The organism is Streptomyces sp. SX-6 (assembly GCF_059089585.1).
Genome location: NZ_JBTHHU010000006.1, coordinates 247,011 through 268,346, shown reverse-complemented (window position 1 = coordinate 268,346; position 21,336 = coordinate 247,011). Strand labels below are relative to the sequence as shown.

Below are 21,336 nucleotides of genomic sequence, written 5' to 3'. Positions count from 1 at the left end.
CCGCCGTGCGGCCGGAACCCCTCCCGGAATACGGGGGTGTTGTTCAGCCCAGCGTGCCGAGCCATTCCCGGACCGCCAGCGCGGTCCCGCCGGCCAGGTCCTCCATCATGGAGAAATGGTCGCCCGGCACATCGGTCTCCGTGTACGGGCCCTGCCAGGTGGCTTGCCAGCTCTCGCCGTCGCCCCAGGCGGGCAGCGGATCCATGGCCCGCACCATGAGGACGGGCGCCTCGACGGGGGTGTGCTCCCACTGGGACAGCAGCCGGAAGTAACCGCCCATCGCCGTCAGCCTGTTGTCGTCGGTGGGCAGGAACCCTTCGCCGCCGATCCCGGAGAGCAGCCGGTTCTCCACGCCCGCGAAGGCGCGGCGGGTCGGCGTGTAGGGGTCGAGCAGGGCCAGTCCGGCGGGCTGTACGCCGCGCCGCTCCAGCTCCCGCACCAGGCCGTGGGCGAGCACGCTGCCGGAGGAGTGGGCCGCGACGACGAAGGGTTCCTCGCCGCCGATCTCCTCGAGCAGCCGGTCCGCGTGTGCCACGGCCAGCAACTCGACGTCGGCGGGCAGTCGTTCGCCCTTCAGGTATCCGGGCACCGGGAGCACCAGCACGTCGCGCTCGCCGCGGAACGGCGCGGCGAACCGCGCGTACTCCTGCGGCCCGGACATCGCGAGGACGGACGGCACGCAGACCAGCTTCGGCCCGGCGGAGCCGGAGGCGAGGCGGACAGGGGTGATGCCGGCGTCCTCCGGCCGTTCGAAGACGGGACGGAACTCCGAGACGGACGCGAAGAGTTCGACCAGGCGGGCCATCTGCCCGAGCTCGGAGGCGCGCTCCATCATCGGGCCGAACACCGACTCGGCGGGGGCCGTGGCGCTCCCCGGCTCGGCGGCGCCGTCGGCCTGTCCGGCGAGCAGCCCGGTGATGTACCCGGCGAACGCGGCGGGCGTGGGGTGCTCGAAGACGGCGGTCGGGGCCAGCCTGGCGCCGACCGTGTTCGTGACGCGGTTGCGCAGTTCGACCGCGGTGAGCGAGTCGAAGCCCAGCTCGAGGAACGGGACGTCCGGGTCGACGGAGTCGGCGCCCGGCAGGCCGAGCACCACGGCCACCTCGCTGCGGAGGTAGTCCAGGACGACGCCCGTGCGGTCGTCCGGTGCGGCTGCCGTGAAGCGCTGCCGGAAGGCCGTGGCGCTGTCGGCCGCCTTGCCCGGGCGGGTCGTCGGCCGGATGAGCTTGCGGAGCAGCGGCGGGATGTCGCCTTGGCCCGCGACCGCCGCGACGTCGAAGCGCATCGGCACGAGCAGCGTCCGGTCGAGGCCGCACGCCGTGTCGAACAGGGCCAGGCCCTCCTTGCTGCTCATGCCCGCGAAGCCGGGGCGGAGCAGCTTCTCCAGCTCGCCGTCGGCCAGGTCGGCGGCCATGCCGCTGCGCTCCTCCCACAGGCCCCAGGCCAGCGAGGAGGCGGGCAGCCCCTGGGCCCGGCGGTGGTGCGCGAGGGCGTCGAGGAAGGCGTTGCCCGCCGCGTAGTTGGCCTGTCCGGGGTTGCCGATGACGCCGGCGGCGGAGGAGAACAGGACGAACGCGCCGAGGCCGAGGTCGCGCGTGAGCTCGTGCAGGTTCAGGGCGCCGTCGACCTTGGGGGCGAGGACGCGGTCCAGCCGGTCGCGGGTGAGCGAGCCGAGCACGCCGTCGGCGAGGACGCCGGCGCTGTGCACCACCGCGGTCAGCGGACGGTCGGCGGGCACCCGGGTGAGCAGGCCGCGGACCGCGTCGCGGTCGGCGAGGTCGCAGGCCGCGAACTCGGCCGTGGCGCCCAGCTCCTGGAGCTCGGCGGCCAGTTCGGCCGCGCCCGGCGCGGCGGCGCCGCGCCTGCTGGTGAGCAGCAGGCGCCGGATGCCGTGCTCGGCGACGAGGTGGCGGGCGACGAGCGCGCCCAGGGTGCCGGCGGCTCCGGTGACCAGGACCGTGCCCTCGGGGTCGAAGCCCGTCGGGCGCCGGGGCGCGTCGAGCGGCACGCGGACGATCCGGGGCACCAGGGCGGTGCCCTCGCGCAGGGCGACCTGCGGTTCCCCGCTGCCGGCCGCGGCGAGGACCGCCCGGGCCGAGGCGTCCGTGCCGTCGGTGTCCACCAGGACGAACCGGTCCGGGTTCTCCGACTGCGCCGAGCGCAGCAGGCCCCAGACGGTCGCGTGGGCGAGATTCGCCGCAGCGTCGTCCGGGCGGGCCGCGACCGCGTCGCGGGTCACGACGACGAGCCGTGCCTCGCTCAACTCCTCGGCCGCCGCCCATTCCTGCACCAGGGTGAGCATCCGGGCGGTCTCGTCGTGGACGGTCGCCGCGTCGGGGATGCCGTCCGCCGGTGCGTCCAGGACGGTGAGGACGAGGTCCGGTACGGCGGCGCCCGCCCCGGCCGCGGCCGTGAGCCCGGCGAGGTCCGCGTACCGTGTGCCGGCCTCGGGCAGCCCGTTCCCGAGCACGGCCCAGGTGCCGGTGTGCGCCACGGCAGGGGTGCGGGGCCGGGACCAGTCCAGCTCGAACAGGGTGTCGTGGTCGCCGCCCGCCGCGCTCAACTGCTCGGCGGAGACGCCGCGCAGGACGAGGGACTCGGCGGTGAGGACCGGGAGGCCCGTCTCGTCGGCGACGTCGAGGCCGATCTCGTGGCCGTTGTCGCCGTCCTTGCGGACGAGCCGGACGCGCAGGCGGGAGGCGCCCGAGGCGTGGCGGCGGACGCCGGTCCAGGAGAACGGCAGGCGCAGCGGCTCGGACGCGGAGGGCTCGGAGCCCGCGGTGGCGGCGTGCAGGGCGGCGTCCAGCAGGGCCGGGTGCAGCCCGTAGTCCTCGGCCGTGCGTGCCGCGTCGTCCGGCAGCGCGACCTCGGCGTGGACGATGTCACCGGCGAGCCAGGCGGCCCGCAGGCCCTGGAAGACGGGGCCGTAGCCGACGCCCGCGGCGTTCAGCCGCTCGTACAGGCCGTCCAGCGCCACGGGTTGGGCGCCGGCCGGCGGCCAGGCCGTGAGGTCGGCGCCGGGCGGTGCGGTGTCGGGGCCGAGCAGGCCGGTGGCGTGCGGGGTCCAGGGGGCGTCCGCCGGGGCGGAGTCCGGCCGGCCGTGGACGGCCACCTGCCGCCGGCCCTCGGCGTCGGGCTCGCCGACGTGGACCTGGACGGCCACGCCGCCGTTCTCGGGCAGCACCAGCGGTGCGGCGAGGGTGAGTTCCTCGAGGGCCGGGCAGCCGAGCTTCTCCCCCGCGCACAGCGCGAGTTCGACGAACGCCGTGCCCGGCAACAGCACCGTGCCGAGGGCGCCGTGGTCGGCGAGCCACGGGTGCGAGGCGAGCGACAGCCTGCCGGTGAGCAGGAGTTCGTCGCTGGAGGCGAGCGATATCGCCGAGGCCAGCAGGGGGTGTTCGGCGGGCCGCTGTCCGGCGCTGGTGACGTCCCCGGCGGAGCGTGCGGTGGGCATCCAGAACCGGCGGCGCTGGAAGGCGTACGTCGGCAGCTCGACCGGGACGCCCGTGCCCGGCAGCAGGGTGTCCCAGTCGGGCCGGGCCCCGTGAACGGCCGCCTCGGCGAGGGCCGTACGGAACCGGCCGGGGCCGCCCTGGTCGCGGCGCAGCGTGGGGACGAGCGCGGCGGACGAGCCCGCGTCGTCGACGATGCCCTGGAGGCCCACGGTGAGCACGGGGTGCGGGCTGATCTCGATCAGGACGTGGTGGCCGTCGGCGAGCAGGGCGCGGGCCGCGGCGTCGAACTGCACGGTCTGGCGCGCGTTGCGGTACCAGTACTCGGCGTCGAGGGTCTCGGTGCCGATCGCCTTGCCGTCCACGGTGGAGTAGAAGGGGACCGACGCGGCGACGGGCTCGACGGTCAGCTCGCCGAGCATCCGCTCGCGGAGCTTCTCGACCTGTGCGGAGTGCCCGGCCGCGTCCGCGCCGCGCACCCGGCGGGCACGGATCAGCTCGGTCTCGCACTCGGCGACGAGCTCGTCGATCGCGTCCGGTACACCGGAAACGACGCAGGCGGTAGGGCCGTTGACGACGGCCAGCGACAGCTTGTCGCCGAAGCGCTCGATGCGGGCGAGCACGTCCTGGGGCGCGGCGAGGATCGACGCCATCGCGCCGTTTCCGACGAGGGTGCGCAGCGCAGCGCTGCGCCGGGCCACGATCCGCGCGGCGTCGCGCAGGCCGATCGCGCCGGCGACGTGGGCGGCCGCGAGCTCGCCCTGGGAGTGGCCGATCACCGCGTCCGGTTCGATGCCGTGGGCCCGCCACAGGGCGGCGAGCGACACCATCATGGTGAACAGCATCGGCTGGACCACTTCCACCTGGTCCCACGGGGGCGCCGAGGCGTCGCCGCGCAGTGCGGCGGCCACCGACCAGTCGAGGAACTCGGAGAAGGCCTCGTCGCACGCGGCCACGGAGGCGGCGAACTCCGGCGAGGTCCGCAGCAGTTCGGCGGCCATGCCCTCCCACTGGGAGCCGTGGCCGGGGAAGACGAAGGCGATCTTGGCGCTCTTGCGGGCCACGCCGCGTACGGCGGTCTCGCCGGTCTCGCCGGCCTCCAGCAGGGCGAGGGCGTCGGCGAGTTCGCCGGTGTCCGTGCCGACGACCGCGCCGCGGTGCTCGAAGGACGACCGCGTGGTCACCAGCGCCCGCGCGACGTCGGCGGGGCGCAGGCCGGGGTTCTTGCGCAGCCAGGCGCGCAGTTCGCCGGCCTGGGCGCGCAGCGCCTCGGGGGACTTGGCGGTGACGAGCAGCGGCACGGGCCCCAGGTCTGAGGCAGCCTCTTCGACCGCCTCTTCGGCCGGGGCCTGCTCGAGCAGGACGTGTCCGTTGGTGCCGCTGAGGCCGAACGACGACACGCCTGCCCGGCGCGGCTCCCCGGTCTCGGGCCACGACCGGTTCTCGGTGAGCAGCGAGACCGCCCCCGCCTCCCAGTCGATCTTGCTCGACGGCTGGGTGACGTGCAGCGTCCTCGGCAGCACACCGTGCCGGATGGCCTGCACCATCTTGATCACACCCGCGACACCGGCGGCCGCCTGGGTGTGGCCGATGTTGGACTTGAGCGACCCGAGCCACAGCGGCTTCTCCGCGTCGCGTTCGCGGCCGTAGGTGGACAGCAGTGCCTGGGCCTCGATGGGGTCGCCGAGCGCGGTGCCGGTGCCGTGCGCGTCGACGACGTCGACCTGGCCCGGGGTGAGCCGGGCGTTGGCCAGGGCCGCCTCGATGACCTTGCGCTGTGCGGCTCCGTTGGGCGCGGTCAGGCCGTTGCTCGCCCCGTCCTGGTTGACCGCGGAGCCCCGGACGACGGCGAGGACCCGGTGCCCGTTGCGGCGGGCGTCGGACAGCCGCTCGAGGACGAGCATGCCGGCGCCCTCGGCGAAGCCGGTGCCGTCGGCCCCTTCGGCGAACGCCTTGCAGCGGCCGTCGGGGGCGAGCGCCTGCAGTTCGCTCAGCTCGAAGAAGCCGGGGGTGCACAGCACGGTGACGCCTCCGGCGAGCGCCATGGAGCAGTCGCCCTGGCGCAGCGCCTGGCAGGCGAGGTGCAGCGTCACCAGCGACGACGAGCACGCCGTGTCCACGGTGACCGCCGGGCCCTCGAGACCGAGGGTGTAGGCGATCCGGCCGGAGACGATGGCGCCGGTGTTGCCGGGGCCCACGAACGTCTCGGCGCCGGCGGGCACTTCGGTCAGCGGCGAGACGTAGTCCGAGCTGTTCATCATGCCGACGAACACACCGGTCTTCGTGGAGCGCACGGACTGCGGGTCGATCCCGGCCCGTTCGAGCGCCTCCCAGGCCACCTCGAGCGCCATGCGGTGCTGCGGGTCCATCGCCACGGCCTCGCTCGGCACGATGCCGAAGAAGGCCGGGTCGAAGTCCGCGACGTCGTGCAGGAATCCGCCGCTGCGGTACGGCACCGAGCCGTCCGCCCCGTCGAGGTCCCAGCCTCGGTCGGCCGGGAAGCCCGTGATGGCGTCCCCGCCCGCTTCGACCAGGTCCCACAGCTGCTCGGGGGTGCTCACGCCGCCGGGGAGGCGGCAGGCCATCCCGACGATCGCGATCGGCTCCGCGGAGCGGGCCTCCTCCTGGCGCAGGCGCTGCCGGGTCTGGTGCAGCTCGGCGGTGGCCTGCTTGAGGAAGTGCCGGAGCTTTTCCTCGTTCGTCGTCATAGGGGGTCTTCCCTCATCCTTCGAGAACTCGTCGGCCATCACGAGATGCCGAATTCCTTGCCGAGGAGGTCGAAGATCTCCTCGTCGTCCGCGTCGGCGATGGCGTCGGCGATCCCGTCGCCGTCGCCTTCGCCGTCCGTCGCGCCCTTGGCCCCGGACAGGTTGGCGAGCATCGCCTCGAGCCGGGCGACGACCCGGTCGCGCTCACCGCCCTCCTCGGGCACCGCGGTGAGCAGACCGGCGAGCCGGTCCAGCTCCGCGACGACCGCGGACGGGCCGTCGCCGTCGGACAGTTCGGCCGCGAGGTGGGCGGCCAGGTCGAGCGGGCTCGGGTGGTCGAAGACCAGCGTGGCCGCGAGCCGCAGCCCGGTCGCCCCGGCGAGGCGGTTGCGCAGTTCGACCGCGGTCAGCGAGTCGAAGCCGAGCTCGCGGAACGCCCGTCCGCCGTCGATGTCGTCGGTGGCCGAGAAGCCGAGCACCGCCGCGATCTCCGTGCGGATCAGGTCGAGCAGCGCGGCCTGCCGTGCGCCGGCGTCCAGCCCGGAGAGGCGGGAGCGCAGGTCGCCGGCGGCCTGCGGCCCGGCGGCGGTCCGCCGGTTCCTGGTGGTGACCAGGCCGGCGAGCAGCGGCGGTACGGCGCCCGCGCGGCGCAGGACCGGCAGGTCCAGCCGGATGGGCACGACCACGGCGCGGTCGGCGGCGAGCGCCGCGTCGAAGAGCGCGAGCCCCTCGTCGCGGGTCAGGGCGCCGACGCCGGACTGGGCGATGCGGCGCGCGTCGTCGTCGCTCAGCTCGGCGGCCATGCCTCCGGACTGTTCCCACATGCCCCAGGCGATCGACGTGGCGGGGAGCCCATGGGCCCGGCGGTGCGCCGCCAGCGCGTCGAGGTAGGCGTTGGCCGCCGCGTAGTTGGCCTGGCCCGCGGTGCCGAAGACTCCGGCGGCCGAGGAGAAGACCACGAACGCCGAGAGATTCTGATCCTGCGTCAGCTCGTGCAGGTGCCAGACCGCGTCGACCTTCGGGCGCAGCACCTTGCCGATCCGCTCGGCGGTGAGGGAGCCGACGATGCCGTCGTCGACCACACCGGCCGTGTGCACCACAGCCGACACCTCGACGCCATCGAGCACACCGGCCAGCGCCTCACGGTCGGCCACGTCGCAGGCCGCCACCGTCACCGAGGCACCCAACGCCTCCAGTTCGGCGACCAGTTCGTCTGAGCCCTCGGCCGTACGACCACGACGGCTCAGCAGCAGCAGATCACGCACACCGTGCTCCGCCACCACATGCCGCGCCACCAACGCACCCAGCGCACCCGTCGCACCCGTGACCACCACGGTCCCGGCGCCCAGGGCGGGGAGGTCCGCTTCGGCGCGGTGCCGGGCCAGGCGCGGTACGAGCACAGCGTCCTCGCGGACCGCGGCCTCCGGCTCGGCGGAGCCGAGGGCGGTGGCCAGGGCGGGTGCGAAGGTGCCGTCGGTCAGGTCGAGGAGACCGAACCGGCCGGGGTTCTCCGACTCGGCGGACCGGACCAGGCCCCACACCGCCGAGCGCGCCAGGTCGCGGACGTCCTCGCCGGGCCGTGCCGCGACCGCGTGGCGGGTGACGAACACCAGCCGCGCCGCGGCGAATCGGTCATCGGCGAGCCACTCCTGGACCAGCCCGAGGGCGGCCAGGGTCGCGTCGCGGACGTCGGCGGGGTGGTCCTGGGTCGGCTTGCCGCCGAGCGGGACGAGCACGAGCTCGGGTGCGTCGGCGCCGAAGGCCGCCAGTTCCGCGCCGGTCGCCGCGGTGATGCCGGCCGACTCGAGTGCGTCGACCAGGTCGAGGCCGTCGTCGCCGAGCACGGCCCACCGGCCGGCGGGCGGGTTCTGCGCCGCCGGCAGCGGCACCCAGTCGAGGCGGAACAGCGCGTCCGCCGCCTGCTCCTGCTGCCCGGCCGCGACCGGACGCAGCGTCAGCGAGCCGATCGAGGCGACCGGGGCACCCGTACCGTCCGCGACGTCCAGGGACACCGACTCCGGTCCGGCGCCGCCGACGCGGATGCGCAGGGCGGTCGCGCCGGTGGCGTGCAGGCTGACGTCCGACCACGAGAACGGCAGGCGTGCCTGGTCGTCCGTGAAGAAGCCGCCGAGGCCCACCGCGTGCAACGCCGCGTCGAGCAGCGCCGGGTGCAGGCCGAAGCCCGCCACGTCGGTGCCCTCCGGCAGGGCGATCTCCGCGAACACCTCGTCGCCGCTCTGCCAGGCGGCGTGCAGACCCTGGAACGCGGGCCCGTAGCGCAGTCCGACCTGCTCGAGGTCGGCGTACAGGTCCTCGGTCGCGATCCGTTCGGCACCGGCCGGGGGCCACTGCCGCAGGTCCGCGCCGGACCCGGCGTCGGGGGCGAGGGTGCCCGTGGCGTGGCAGGTCCAGGGCTCGTCGGCGAGCGCGTCCTCGGCGCGCGAGTGGATGCTGACCTCGTGGCGTCCGGTGTCGTCCGGGGCTCCGGTCACGACGCGGAGCGCGAGGCGGCCGGCGCCGGAGAGCACCAGCGGTGCGGCGAGCGTCAGTTCCTCGAGCAGGCCGCAGCCGACCTCGTCGCCGGCGCGCAGCGCCAGGTCGACGAACGCCGTGCCGGGCAGCAGGACGTTGCCCTGTACCGCGTGATCCGCGAGCCACGGGTGGGAGGAGAGCGACAGGCGTCCGGTGAGCACGACGCCGCCGGAGCCGGGCAGGGAGACGACCGCGCCGACGAGGGGGTGCCCTGCGGCGCTCTGGCCGGCGGCGGCCACGTCCCCGGATCCCGGGGTGTCGTTGAGCCAGTAGTGGCGGTGCTGGAAGGCGTAGGTCGGCAGGTCCACGGTGGCCGCGCCGGACGGGATCACCTGCGACCAGTCCAGGTCGATGCCGTGGGTGTGGGCCTGGGCGAGGGCGCCGGTGAAGGCGAGCACCTCGTCGCGGTCGGCCCGTACGGCGGGCAGGAAGACACCGTCGACGCAGCCCTGTCCCATCCCGGACAGCACGCCGTCGGGACCGATCTCGACGAACACCGACGCACCCTGCTCCGCCAGATACGCCATCCCGTCCGCGAACCGGACAGCACCACGCACATGCTCGACCCAGTAATCAGCCGAGAACTCCGCAACACCACCCGTCACATTCGACACGACAGGGATCGCCGCAGTCCCGTACGACAGCCCCTCGGCCACCGCACGGAACTCCTCCAACATCGGCTCCATCAACGGCGAATGGAACGCATGCGACACCGTCAGCCGCCGAGTCCGCCGCCCCTCCGCACGAAGCGCCTCCGCAACCTCGAGCGCCACCGACTCCACGCCCGAAACCACGACCGAACGCGGACCGTTGAATGCCGCGACACCAATCTCACCTTCACGGCCCTCCAGATAGGGAGCGATCTCCTCCTCGGTCGCCTCGACCGCGACCATCGCACCGCCCTCGGGCAGCGCCTGCATCAGCCGACCGCGGTGGGCCACCAGCTGGGCGGCATCCGACAGGCTGAGCACCCCGGCGACATGAGCGGCCGCCAGCTCGCCGATCGAATGCCCCACGAGGTAGTCGGGCTTGACGCCCCAGGACTCGACCAGCCGGAACAGCGCCACCTCGAACGCGAACAGCGCGGGCTGCGTGTACTCGGTACGGTCCAGCAGTCCGGCCTCGTCCCCGAACACGACGCCCTCGAGCGGCCGTTCCAGGACGGTGTCGAGCGCGGCGCATGCCTCGTCGAACGCGGTACGGAACACGGGGAACCGCTCGCGGAGTTCACGTCCCATCCCGAGCCGCTGGCTGCCCTGCCCGGCGAAGAGGAACGCCACCTTGCCGTCCGCGGGCGTCACCACGGGCGTACGCCCGTCCGCGACCGCGGCCAGTGCGGCGAGCAGTTCGTCGCGGTCGGCGCCGACGACGGCGCTGCGGAACTCGAAGCGGTGCCGGTTCGCCGTGAGCGACAACGCGACGTCTGCGGGGGCGAGTTCACCGGCGTGCTCGAGGAGCCGGGCCGCCTGGTCGCGAACCGCGGCCTCGGTGCGGCCGGAGACGATCCACGGCACGACGCCGTCCGCCGTCTCCCGCGCCGGGGCCGCCGGTGCGGGGCCCTGCTCGAGGACGATGTGGGCGTTGGTGCCGCTGACGCCGAAGGAGGACACGGCCGAGCGGCGCGGCCGGTTCAGCTCCGGCCAGGCACGGTTCTCGGTCAACAGCTCCACCGCACCGGCGGTCCAGTCCACGTGCGGCGTCGGCTCGTCGACGTGCAGCGTCTTCGGCAGCACTCCGTGCCGCATCGCCTGCACCATCTTGATCACACCCGCGACACCGGCGGCCGCCTGGGTGTGGCCGAGGTTGGACTTGACGGAGCCCAGCCACAGCGGGTTCGCGGCGTCACGGTCACGGCCGTAGGTGGCGAGCAGCGCCTGCGCCTCGATCGGGTCACCCAGCGTCGTACCCGTGCCGTGCGCCTCCACCGCGTCCACGTCCGCGGTCGAGAGCCCGGCGTCGGCCAGTGCGGCCCGGATCACGCGCTGCTGCGACGGACCGTTGGGGGCGGTGAGGCCGTTGCTCGCTCCGTCCTGGTTGACCGCGGAGCCGCGGATGACGGCCAGGACCTGGTGTCCGTTGCGCACGGCGTCCGAGAGCCGCTCGACGAGCAGGACGCCGACGCCCTCCGACCAGCCGGTGCCGCTCGCCGACGCGGCGAACGACCGGCAGCGGCCGTCGTCGGCCAGGCCGCGCTGCCGCGAGAAGTTGACGAACGTGTCCGGCGTCGCCATCACGGTGACACCGCCCGCGAGCGCCATCCGGCACTCGCCGCGGCGCAGGGCCTGCGCGGCCAGGTGCAGGGCGACCAGCGAGGACGAGCACGCCGTGTCGATGGTGACCGACGGGCCCTCGAAGCCGAAGGTGTAGGAGACCCGGCCCGACACGACGCTGCTGGACGCACCGGTGCTGAGGAATCCCTCGAGCTCGTCCGGGATGTTGTTCAGCCGGGTCGCGTAGTCGTGGTACATCACGCCGGCGAAGACGCCGACCTGTTCGCCGCGCAGATCGGCCGGGTCGATCCCGGCCCGCTCGAGCGTCTCCCAGGTCACCTCGAGCAGGAGCCGCTGCTGCGGGTCCGTCGCGAGGGCCTCGCGCGGCGAGATGCCGAAGAACAGCGGGTCGAACTCGGCCGCGTCGTGCAGGAATCCGCCCTCGTCGCTGGTGGACGTGCCCGGGTGGTCCGGGTCGGGGTGGAAGAGCCCGTCGAGCTCCCAGCCGCGGTCGGTCGGGAACGACCCGATCGCGTCGCCGCCCGCGGCGAGGAAGTTCCACAGCTCCTCGGGCGAGGACACGCCGCCGGGGTAGCGGCAGCCCATGGCCACGATCGCGATCGGCTCGTCGGCCGCGGCGGTGGCCGTCACCGTCCCGCGCACCACGGGCTCCTGACCGTTGTCGCCGAGCAGTTCGGCGACGAGGTGGTTCGCGAGCGCCTCGGGCGTCGGGTAGTCGAAGACGAGCGTCGCGGGCAGGCGCAGGCCTGCCGCCGCACCGAGCTGGTTGCGCAGCTCGACCGCGGTCAGGGAGTCGAAGCCGAGGTCCTTGAACGCCCGGTCCGGCTCGATCGCGTGCGCGCCCCCGAAGCCGAGGACGGTCGCGACCTCGGCGCGTACGAGGTCGAGGGCCGCCGCGCGGCGGCCATCGGCGTCCAGGCCCGCGAGCCGCCCGGCGAACCCGGAGGCATCGGCGGCCGCGCGGTTGCCGGCGACGGCCCGCCGGTTCGGGGTCCGTACGAGCGCGCGCAGCAGGGCGGGGGCGGACTGGCCGCGGAAGGAGGCGAGGTCCAGCCGCATGGCGACGGCGAGTTCGGCGTCACCGGCGACGGCGGCGTCGAAGAGGGCCAGGCCCTCCGTCTCGTTCAGTCCGGTCGCGCCGGAGCGGGCCATCCGTGAACGGTCGACGTCCGCGAGGGCGCCGGTCATCGCGCTGCTCTCCGTGGCCCACATGCCCCAGGCGATCGACGTGGCGGGCAGCCCATGGGCCCGGCGGTGCGCCGCCAGCGCGTCGAGGTAGGCGTTGGCCGCCGCGTAGCTCGCCTGGCCGGGGTTGCCGAAGACTCCGGCGGCCGAGGAGTACACGACGAACGCCGACAGGTCCTGGCCCTGCGTCAGTTCGTGGAGGTTCCAGGCGGCGTCGACCTTGGGCCGCAGGACGGTGTCCACGCGCTCGGCGGTGAGGGAGCCGACGATGCCGTCGTCGACCACACCGGCCGTGTGCACCACGCCCGACACCTCGACACCGTCGAGCACACCGGCCAGCGCCTCACGGTCGGCCACATCGCAGGCCGCCATCGTCACCGAGGCACCCAGCGACTCCAGTTCGGCGACCAGCGCGTCAGAGCTCTCGGCCGTACGACCACGACGGCTCAGCAGCAGCAGATCACGCACACCGTGCTCCGCCACGATGTGCCGCGCCACCAGCGCACCGAGAGCACCCGTCGCACCCGTGACCACCACGGTCCCGGTGCCGAAGGACGGGGCGTGCTCGGTGACGGCCCGGCGGACGAGGCGGGGAGCACGGAACTCACCGTCTCGCAAGGTGAGTTCGTCCTCGCCGGTGGCGAGTGCGCCGGCCACGAGGGCGGCGGTGACGTCCGTGTCGGAGTCGAGCAGCAGGAACCGGCCGGGGTTCTCCTGGGCCGCCGAGCGGATCAGTCCGCGAACGGCTGCGCCCGCGAGGTCGGCGTGCCGGGTGAGCGCGACCAGCCGCGCGTCGGCGAACCGGTCGTCGGCGAGCCACTCCTGGACCACGCCGAGAGCCGCGTGCACGGTCCGGTGCACGACCTCGGGCTCGGTGCCTTCCCCGGTCACGGGCAGGACGAGGGCGTCGACGGTGCCGGGCACCTCGGCCAGGCCCGGGAAGCCGGGCAAGCCTGCGACCGGAGCGCCGAGTACGGCCACGGACGCGGCAGTACCCTGCTCGGCCGGGACGTCGGTCCACTCCACACCGTAGAGCAGGCCGGCCGCCGGGGTGGTGGCCGGGGCGGAGGTCACTTCGCGGAACAGCAGCGCGTCGACCGAGGCGACCGGCTGTCCGGCGGCATCGGCCACGGTGACCGCGATGGTGTCGTCGCCGCCGGGCGCGAGGTGCACCCGCAGCTCCGCCGCACCGGCGGCCCGCAGGGTCACGCCGGACCACGAGAACGGCACGCGCGGCCGGTCGTCGGTGAAGAACTCGCCCATGCCGACGGCGTGCAGCGCGGCGTCCAGCAGGGCCGGGTGGATGCCGAACGCGTTCGCCTCCGCGTCCGCGGGCAGGGCGACCTCGGCGAACACCTCGCCGCCGCGCCGCCAGGCCGCGCGCAGACCGCGGAAGACAGGCCCGTAGGCGAAGCCGTGCTCGGCCGACATCGCGTACAGCCCACTGGTGTCGAGGACTTCGGCGTCCGCGGGCGGCCATGCCGTGAGGTCCTCGCCGGTACCGGGGCCGGCGTTGCCGACCAGACCGGTGGCGTGCGCGGTCCACGGCTCGCCGGGCAGCGCGTTCTCGGGCCGCGAGTGGACGGACAGTTCGCGCCGCCCCTCCGGACCGGCCTCGCCGACGACGACGCGCAGGACGACCGCGCCGTCCTCGGACAGGACGAGCGGTGCGGCGAGCGTCAGTTCCTCGACGTGGTCGCAGCCGACCTCGTCGGCGGCGCGGATCGCCAGCTCGACGAACGCCGTGCCGGGCAGCAGGACGTCGCCCAGCACCACGTGCTCCGCGAGCCAGGGCCGGCTCTTGAGCGACAGGCGTCCGGTGAGCACCACGCCGTCGGAGTCGGGCAGGGCCACCACGGCGCCGAGCAACGGGTGCGTGGCGTCGCCGAGTCCGGCCGTCGTCACATCGCCGTCCGTGGACGCCGCCTTCAGCCAGAAGTGCTCGCGCTGGAAGGCGTACGTCGGCAGCTCCACCGTGGCGGCGCCGGACGGGATCACCTGCGACCAGTCGACGGGCAGTCCGCGAACGGCGAGGCGGGCGAGCGCGGTGACGGCCGAAGGGGCCTCGTCGCGGTCGGCGCGCAGCACCGGGACGAACTCGCCGTCGACGCAGCCCTGTCCCATGCCGGACAGCACGCCGTCGGGACCGATCTCGACGAACACCGACGCACCCTGCTCCGCCAGATACGCCATCCCGCCCGCGAACCGGACAGCACCACGCACATGCTCGACCCAGTAGTCAGCCGAGAACTCCGCAACACCACCCGTCACATTCGACACGACAGGGATCGCCGCAGTCCCGTACGACAGCCTCTCGGCCACCGCACGGAACTCCTGAAGCATCGGCTCCATCAACGGCGAGTGGAACGCATGCGACACCGTCAGCCGACGGGTCCGGCGCCCTTCGGCACGCAGCGTCTCGGCAACCTCCAGGGCCACCGACTCCACGCCCGAAATCACGACCGAACGCGGCCCGTTGAACGCCGCGACACCGATCTCGCCCTCACGACCCACGAGATACGGAGCGATCTCTTCCTCGGTCGCCTCGACCGCGACCATCGCACCGCCCTCGGGCAGCGCCTGCATCAGCCGGCCGCGTGCCGCCACAAGGGCCGCCGCGTCGCCCAGAGTCAGCGCACCCGCCACATGTGCGGCGGCCAGCTCGCCGATCGAGTGCCCAACGAGGTAGTCGGGCTTGACGCCCCAGGACTCGACCAGCCGGAACAGCGCCACCTCGAACGCGAACAGCGCGGGCTGCGTGTACTCGGTACGGTCCAGCGCCCCCTCTTCACCCTCGCGGCCCTCGAAGACCAGCTCGCGCAGCGCTTCCACGCCGAACTCGCCCAGTGCCGCGCACACGTCGTCGAACGCCTCGCGGAACACCGGGAACGCCTCGTACAGTCCGCGGCCCATGCCGAGCCGCTGGCTGCCCTGCCCGGCGAAGAGGAACGCCAGCTTGCCGCCCGCCGGGGCGCCGGTGACGAGTCCGGGGGCCGTGGTGCCCTCGGTCAACGCGACGAGTCCGGCGAGGAGTTCGTCGCGTCCGGCCGCGACCACGGCCGCGCGGCGCTCGAGCGTGGCGCGGGTGGTCACGAGCGAGTGCCCGATGTCGGCGGGGCCGAGGCCGGGGTGCTCGGTCAGCCAGGCGGAGAGCCGCCCGGCCTGGCCGCGCAGCGCGGTGTCGGACGCGGCGGACAGCACCACGGGCACCGGCACGTCGGTGTCACCGGCGGGGGTCACCTCGGCGATGTCGTCGCCCTGTTCGAGGACGATGTGGGCGTTGGTGCCGCTGACGCCGAAAGAGGACACAGCCGAACGGCGCGGCCGGTTCAGCTCCGGCCAGGCACGGTTCTCGGTCAGCAGCTCAACCGCGCCCGCGGTCCAGTCCACGTGCGGCGTCGGCTCGTCGACGTGCAGCGTCTTCGGCAGCACACCGTGCCGCATCGCGAGCACCATCTTGATCACACCCGCCACGCCCGAAGCGGTCTGGGCGTGCCCGATGTTGGACTTGACGGAACCGAGCCACAGCGGGTTCCCGGCGTCACGGTCACGGCCGTAGGTGGCGAGCAGCGCCTGCGCCTCGATCGGGTCGCCCAGCGTCGTACCCGTACCGTGCGCCTCCACCGTGTCGACATCCGCCGTGGTGAGGCGGGCGTTGGCGAGGGCGTCGCGGATGACGCGCTGCTGGGAGGGGCCGTTGGGCGCACTGATCCCGTTGGAGGCACCGTCGGAGTTGATCGCCGAGCCGCGCAGGACGGCGAGCACGGTGTGGCCGTTGCGGCGGGCGTCGGAGAGGCGCTCGAGCAGCACCAGGCCGACGCCTTCGCCCCAGCCCGTGCCGTCGGCCGCGGCGGCGAACGCCTTGCAGCGCCCGTCGGGGGCCATACCGCGCTGGCGCGAGAACTCGACGAACGCGCCCGCGCTCGCCATGACGGCGACACCGCCGGCAAGTGCGGCGGTGCACTCGCCCTGGCGCAGGGACTGCGCGGCGAGGTGCAGGGCGACCAGCGAGGACGAGCACGCCGTGTCGACGGTGAGGGCCGGGCCCTCGAGACCGAGGGTGTAGGAGATGCGGCCGGAGGCGACGGACGTCTGCCCGCCGGTGACGAAGTAGCCCTCGCCGCCTTCGGGGATCTCGTAACCCTCGGCTCCGTAGCCCTGCGTGCTCGCGCCGACGAACACGCCGGTGCGGCTGCCGCGGAGCGTGGCCGGGTCGATACCGGCCCGCTCGAGGGTCTCCCAGGCGGCCTCGAGCAGGATCCGCTGCTGCGGGTCCATCGTCAGGGCCTCGCGCGGCGAGATGCCGAAGAACGTCGGGTCGAACTCGCCCGCGTCGTGCACGAACGCGCCCTCGCGGGTGTACGTCGTGCCCGGGTGGTCGGGGTCGGGGTGGTAGAGCCCGTCGAGGTCCCAGCCGCGGTTCTCCGGGAAGGCACCCATCGTGTCAGTGCCGGCCAGGAGGAGGTCCCACAGCTTCTCGGGGGTGTCGGCGCCGCCGGGGTAGCGGCAGGCCATCCCGACGATCGCGATGGGCTCGTCGGCGACCACGGCGGTGGTGGCGGCCGTGGTCGCGTCGGCGGTGTCGCCGAGCACCTCGGTCAGCAGGAACTCCGCGACGTCCGAGGCGCTCGGGTAGTCGAAGACGAGGGTCGCGGGCAGGCGCAGCCCGGTGGCCGTGCTCAGCCGGTTGCGCACCTCGACGGCGGTGAGCGAGTCGAAGCCCAGGTCGCGGAAGGCGCGGTGCGGCTCGATGGCCGAGCCGTCCGCGTGGCCGAGGACGGCGGCGGCGTGCCCGCGGACGAGGTCGAGCACTACGGACGCCCGGTCGGCCTCGGCGACGTCCCGCAGCCGGGCGGCAAGTGCCGAGACCTCACCGGCCGGTTCGGGCTCGGCGGCCAGGGCGCGTACCTCGGGCAGCTCGGCGATGAGCGGCCGCGGACGGGCGGCGGTGAACGCGGGGGCGAAGCGCTCCCAGTCGACGTCGGCGACCGCGACGAAGGTGTCGTCGTGCTCGACGGCGTGAACGAGCGCCTTGACGGCGGTCGTCGCGGCCATGGGCCGGAGTCCGCGGCGCAGCACGTACTCCTGGCCGCCCTCGTCGGTGAGCCCGCTCTCGCCGGCCCACAGGCCCCAGGCGATCGAGGTCGCGGTGGCACCGCGGGCGCGGCGCTGTTCGGCGAGGGCGTCGAGGGCCGCGTTGGCCGCGCCGTAGGCGCCCTGGCCGCCGCCGCCCCACACACCGGCGTTGGAGGAGAAGAGGACGAACGCGTCCAGCGGGGTGTCCGCGAGGAGTTCGTCGAGGTTGCGGGCGCCGGTGACCTTGCCCTCGGCGGCGTACGCGAGGTCGGCGAGGCCGGTCTCGCCGAGCGGGATGACGTCGCCGATGCCGGCGGTGTGCACCACGGCGGTCAGCGGGCGGTCGGCCGGGATCGCGGCGAGGACCGCCGCGAGGGCGTCGCGGTCGGCGGCGTCGCACGCGGCGATGGTCACCTCGGCGCCGAGTGCGGTCAGTTCGTCGCGCAGTCCGGCGGCACCGGGCGCCGCTTCGCCGCGGCGGCTGGTGAGCACCAGGTGCCGGGCGCCGTTGGCGGCGAGCCAGCGGGCCACGTGCCCGCCGAGGGCGCCCGTACCGCCGGTGACGAGTACGGTGCCGCTCGGCGTCCACGACCGGGCGGGCTGCCCGGCGGGCCGGGCGTGGACCAGGCGCCGGACCCAGACGCCGGTGGCCCGCACCGCGATCTGGTCCTCGTCGCCGCCGGCCGCGAGCACACCGGCGAGCCTGGCTGTAGTGCGGTCGTCCAGCTCGCCGGGTACGTCCACGAGGCCGCCCCAGCGGGTGGCGTGCTCCAGGCCCACGACCCGTCCCAGGCCCCAGAGTTGGGCCTGCGCGAGGGAGGGGGCCGACTCGTTCCCGGACACCCGGACCCCGTGCTGCGTGAGGATCCGCAGCGGAGCCTCGATCCCGGCGTCGCCGAGGGCCTGGACCAGGGTGAGCGTGCCGGCGAGTCCGGCGGGCACCGCGGACCGCTCCGGGTGCGGGGTCTCGTCGGCGCCCAGCAGGGACAGGACGCCGCGGATCTCACCGTGTGCCTGGGCGGCTTCGCGGAGAAGCGCGGTGAGCGCGGCACGGTCGGTGTCGGCGGGCTGCCAGTGCACCGGGACGATCGTGGCGCCGAAACCGGCCAGCGCCTCACCCATGCGCTCGTCGGCATCGGGGGCGGATATCAGCAGCCAAGTGCCGTCCAGAGAGGGCGACTTGACATCGTCCGTACGCTGCCAGGTCACTTCGTAGCGCCAGGACTCGACAGCGGTGCGGTCGTGGCGTTCGCGCCGCCAGTTCACCAGCACGGGCAGAACAGAGCGGACGAGGTGCTGCTGGTCCTCACCGGTCAGCCCGAGTTCGGTGCTGAGGGTGTCGAGGTCCTCGCGCTCGACCGCGTCCCAGAAGCGGGCGTCGGCCGGGTCGGCGAACACCTCGTCAATCTTCTCGGACTCGAGCCAGTAGCGCTGGTGTTGGAAGGCGTAGGTGGGCAGATCCACCGTGGCCGCGCCCTCGGGGAGAAGACCCGACCAACTGACGTCGGCGCCGTGGGCGAAGGCCTCACCGGCGGAGGTCAGGAACCGGTCCCAGCCACCGTCGTCACGCCGCAGCGTCCCGATCGCAGCCGGAACGGTGTCCTGGATGCCCACGGCGAGGACGGGGTGGGGGCTGGATTCGACGAACAGGCCGAAGCCCTGCTCGACCAATGCCTTGGTGGCTGCCTCGAATTCGACGGTCTGGCGCAGGTTGCGGTGCCAGTACGCGGCATCCATCGTCGCCGTGTCCAGCCACTCCCCCGTCACCGTCGACATCAACGGCACGCGAGACGCCTGCGGCACGATCGGGGCAAGGACCTCGAGCAGCTCCGCCTCAAGCTGATCAACCTGAGCCGAATGCGAGGCATAGTCCACATTGATGCGGCGGACCCGGACACCCTCGGCCTCATAGGCCGCCATCAGCTCGTCCAGAGCCTCCGGCTCACCCGAAACCACCACAGACGACGGACCATTCACAGCCGCGATCGAAACACGGCCGTCGTCCAGGCGCTCACGCACCACGTCCACCGGCAGAGCCACGGACACCATGCCGCCACGACCGGCAAGGGACTTCGCAATCACCTGGGAGCGCAGTGCGACGACCCGAGCACCATCCTCCAGGGACAGTGCGCCAGCGACGACAGCAGCGGCAATCTCACCCTGAGAGTGACCCACCACCGCAGCGGGCTCCACACCCACCGACCGCCACAGCGCCGCCAGCGAGACCATCACCGCCCACAACACCGGCTGCACCACATCAACCCGCGCCAGCAAAGCCTCATCGCCCAGAGCCTGGTCCAACGACCAGTCGACGAAAGGCTCCAGAGCCCGACCGCACGCGGCAAGCGATTCCGCGAACACCGGCGATGCCGCCGCCAGCTCACGCGCCATCCCCACCCACTGCGACCCCTGACCCGGGAACACAAACACCACACCCGAGCCCGAAGGCTGGATCTCCGGCAGCTCGGCCAAGCCGTTCAGCAGGCTCTCACGCGTCTCGCCGACAACAACGGCACGGTGCTCGAAGGTCGCGCGCGAACGCACCAGCGACGCAGCCACATCGACGGGCGACAACTCAGGCCGCGCAGTCACGAACTCGGCGAGGCGCGCGGCCTGTTCACGCAGCGCCGCAGCCGACTTGCCCGACACCACCCATGGCACCACGCCGCCCTGCTCGACGCGGGCCTCCGGCTCCTCCGCCGCCGGGGCCTGCTCGAGGATCACGTGCGCGTTCGTGCCGCTGATACCGAACGCCGACACACCCGCACGCCGCGCTCGCCCGGCGTCCGGCCAGTCCCGCGCGTCCGTCAACAGCTCGACCGCACCGGCGGACCAATCCACCTGGTGCGACGGCTCGTCGACATGCAGCGTCTTGGGCAGCACGCCGTGCTGCAACGCCATGACCATCTTGAGCACACCGCCGACGCCCGCGGCGGCCTGTGTGTGTCCGACGTTGGACTTGAGCGAGCCGAGCCACAGCGGGCTGTCGGCTGCGCGCTCCTTGCCGTAGGTGGCGAGCAGGGCCTGCGCCTCGATCGGGTCGCCCAGCGTCGTACCGGTGCCGTGCGCCTCGACCGCGTCGATGTCGTCGGACGACAGTCCGGCATCGGTCAGTGCGGCACGGATCACGCGCTGCTGCGCGGGGCCGTTGGGCGCGGTGAGGCCGCTGCTGGCGCCGTCCTGGTTCACCGCCGAACCCCGCACCACCGCAAGGACCTTGTGGCCCTTCGCGACCGCGTCGGACAGCCGCTCCAGCAAGAGGATGCCGGCGCCCTCGGAGAATCCGGCGCCGTCGGCCGCGTCGGCGAACGACTTGCAGCGCCCGTCCTCGGCGAGGCCGCGCTGGCGGCTCATCTCGATGAAGATGTCCGCGGTGGGCAGGACGGTCGCACCGCCGGCGAGGGCCATCGTGCACTCGCCGCGGCGCAGCGACTGCACCGCCAGGTGCAGGGTGACGAGCGACGACGAGCATGCCGTGTCCACGCTGACCGCGGGGCCCTCGAGGCCGAGGACGTAGGAGATGCGGCCCGAGGCGACGCTGTAGGTGTTGCCGTTGCCGATGTACCCCTCGACGTCGCTGGGGACCGAGTCGAGCCGGGAGGCGTAGTCCTGGTACATGAGACCGGCGAACACACCGGTCGCGCTGCCGCGCAGGGTGGCCGGGTCGATGCCGGCGTGCTCGCAGGCCTCCCAGGCGATCTCCAGCAGGATCCGCTGCTGCGGGTCCATGGCGAGGGCCTCGCGCGGCGAGATGCCGAAGAACGCCGGGTCGAAACCGGCCGCGTCGTCGAGAAAGCCGCCGCCCCGCGTGTAGTACGTGCCGGGGTTGTCGGGGTCGGGGTGGTAGAGGCCGGTGGGGTCCCAGCCCCGGTCGGACGGGAAGTCGCCGATGGCGTCCGTCTCTCCGAGGACCAGGTCCCACAGCTGCTGAGGAGACGCGACCCCGCCCGGGTAGCGGCAGGCCATACCGACGATCGCGATCGGTTCGTCCGCCCGGGCCTCTACCTCGCGCAGGCGACGGCGGGTCTGGGTCAGGTCGGCGGTGACCTTCTTCAGGTAGTCGCGAAGCTTCTGCTCGTTCTGCATGTGGCAATTACCTCGTCGTCGTCGCAGGCACAAGACCAACGCGGCAGGGGTGGTCACCCTTAGCCT

2 protein-coding genes are annotated in these 21,336 nt (G+C 73.8%); both read right to left on the bottom strand.

The genetic code is table 11. From position 1 onward, the window contains the following. Positions 1–43: 43 nt before the first annotated feature. Positions 44–6,199: a type I polyketide synthase gene (locus ACV530_RS10140; protein ID WP_494331987.1), complete on the bottom strand. Its 6,156-nt coding sequence runs from the start codon at positions 6,197–6,199 to the stop codon at positions 44–46. Continuing rightward, positions 6,199–21,327 (bottom strand): type I polyketide synthase, encoded by a 15,129-nt coding sequence (locus ACV530_RS10135; RefSeq protein WP_494331986.1) that lies wholly within the window; start codon positions 21,325–21,327, stop codon positions 6,199–6,201. Before ACV530_RS10135 ends, ACV530_RS10140 begins: the two co-directional genes overlap by 1 nt. Positions 21,328–21,336: the final 9 nt, after the last annotated feature.